Here is a 1,328-nt window from a genome sequence, read left to right as displayed (position 1 = left end):
GACGGCGAGATTATTTGGAAGGACTAGCCTATTTCGTACAGGTAGTAGTGCAAATCGATTGGAAAAATATGGATGTGAGTGATGTAATTGAAACTTAATAATTATTTTTGGGGATCCCTTAGGTTCCTGCGGGTACATCCCACTGGTCATCAAACTTAATTAAAGTCACGAATATATCATTACCTTCATCCGTTGAACCCGATACAACCATATAATCTATTTCACCTGTTGTTGCACAACCGCCTAGTAATACAGCAAACAAGCTAATAAGAAGTAATTTTATGATTTTGTCCATAATCTATATCCATTTAAGTTCAAGCTGCCCTTGAGGAATAGCTTAGTTACTTATTCTCACGCCATTGTGCTTGCCCAGAGCCAAGCTCGTGTAATACGCGACCTGTTCTATTCATTCCTGAGCTTGTATTTGATAGCCACACTTTTATTTCGCCAGTTTCGCCCATGCCAACAATTAAATAAGGCCTGATATTTTTTCCTACTTCCCCTGTACTTATCCGTGTATATGCAAGTAAATTTTTAGCTAACTTATAACCATTTTTATCTATTGCCACTTCACCAAAGTAAATTCTGTTCTCTGACTTATCTAACCATTCAACGGCTACTTTTTCTGGGAATTTTTTATCGTAAACACTTACCGTCGCCCTTGTTTCACCATAGCAGCACCAATTGAACCTGACGGTATTCCCCACTCATCATCAAATACCACAGAACGCCCCCAAATTGCATTGCCATTTTCCGTGCCTACACCTGCGACCATGTAATCAATTTTACCTGTTGAGGCGCAACCCATTACAAATAATGTAAAGGTCAATGTGGTGAGACATTTTATGAGGTTACTCAAAATATATTTCCATTTAAGTTCAAGCTGCCCTTGAGGAATGGCTTAGTTACTTATTCTCACGCCACTGTGCTTGCCCTGAGGCTAGTTCGTGTAATACACGGCCAGTAAATCCAGCGGATGGTGTATTTGAAACCCAAACCTTTATCTCACCTGATTCACCCATACCGACTATTAAATATGGTTTTACATCTTTAAAAACCTTACCTGTATGCGCTGTGTATGAAGGTAAATTTTTAGCTAATTTATAACCATTTTTATTTATTGCCACTTCACCAAAGTAAATTCTATTTTCTGACTTATCTAACCATTCAACCGCGACTTTTTCTGGGAATTTTTGATCGTATACACCACTTGTTTTACCGGCACTTTGCCAGCAACAACCAAGGCTCCCCATAGGAATACCCCAACTATTATCAAAAGTGATTGATTGCACCCAGATTTCATTACCCTTTTGTGTCGCACCGCCTGC

At 39.2% G+C, this 1,328-nt stretch carries 4 protein-coding genes; all 4 read right to left on the bottom strand.

The window, feature by feature from the left end; translation table 11 throughout:
* Nucleotides 1-118: 118 nt before the first annotated feature.
* Nucleotides 119-295 carry a hypothetical protein gene (locus H5187_RS23560; protein WP_182798474.1) on the bottom strand — a complete coding sequence of 59 codons (177 nt, stop codon included), beginning with the start codon at nucleotides 293-295 and terminating at the stop codon, nucleotides 119-121.
* 46 nt (nucleotides 296-341) lie between these two features.
* Nucleotides 342-707, bottom strand: a complete 366-nt coding sequence (locus H5187_RS24880) for a DUF2931 family protein (protein ID WP_310737482.1) — start codon at nucleotides 705-707, stop codon at nucleotides 342-344.
* Nucleotides 650-859 (bottom strand): hypothetical protein, encoded by a 210-nt coding sequence (locus tag H5187_RS24875; protein WP_259398918.1) that lies wholly within the window; start codon nucleotides 857-859, stop codon nucleotides 650-652. Before H5187_RS24875 ends, H5187_RS24880 begins: the two co-directional genes overlap by 58 nt.
* Before the next feature lie 46 nt (nucleotides 860-905).
* Nucleotides 906-1,328 (bottom strand): DUF2931 family protein (locus H5187_RS23550; RefSeq protein WP_259401773.1); only part of this gene is annotated, 423 nt, incomplete at its 5' end.

This window comes from Pseudoalteromonas sp. SG44-1 (genome assembly GCF_014164315.1).
GTDB classification, from domain to species: Bacteria; Pseudomonadota; Gammaproteobacteria; order Enterobacterales; family Alteromonadaceae; genus Pseudoalteromonas; species Pseudoalteromonas rhizosphaerae.
Note: the sequence above shows the minus strand (reverse complement) of the source record. Positions and strands in the feature narration are given on the sequence as shown.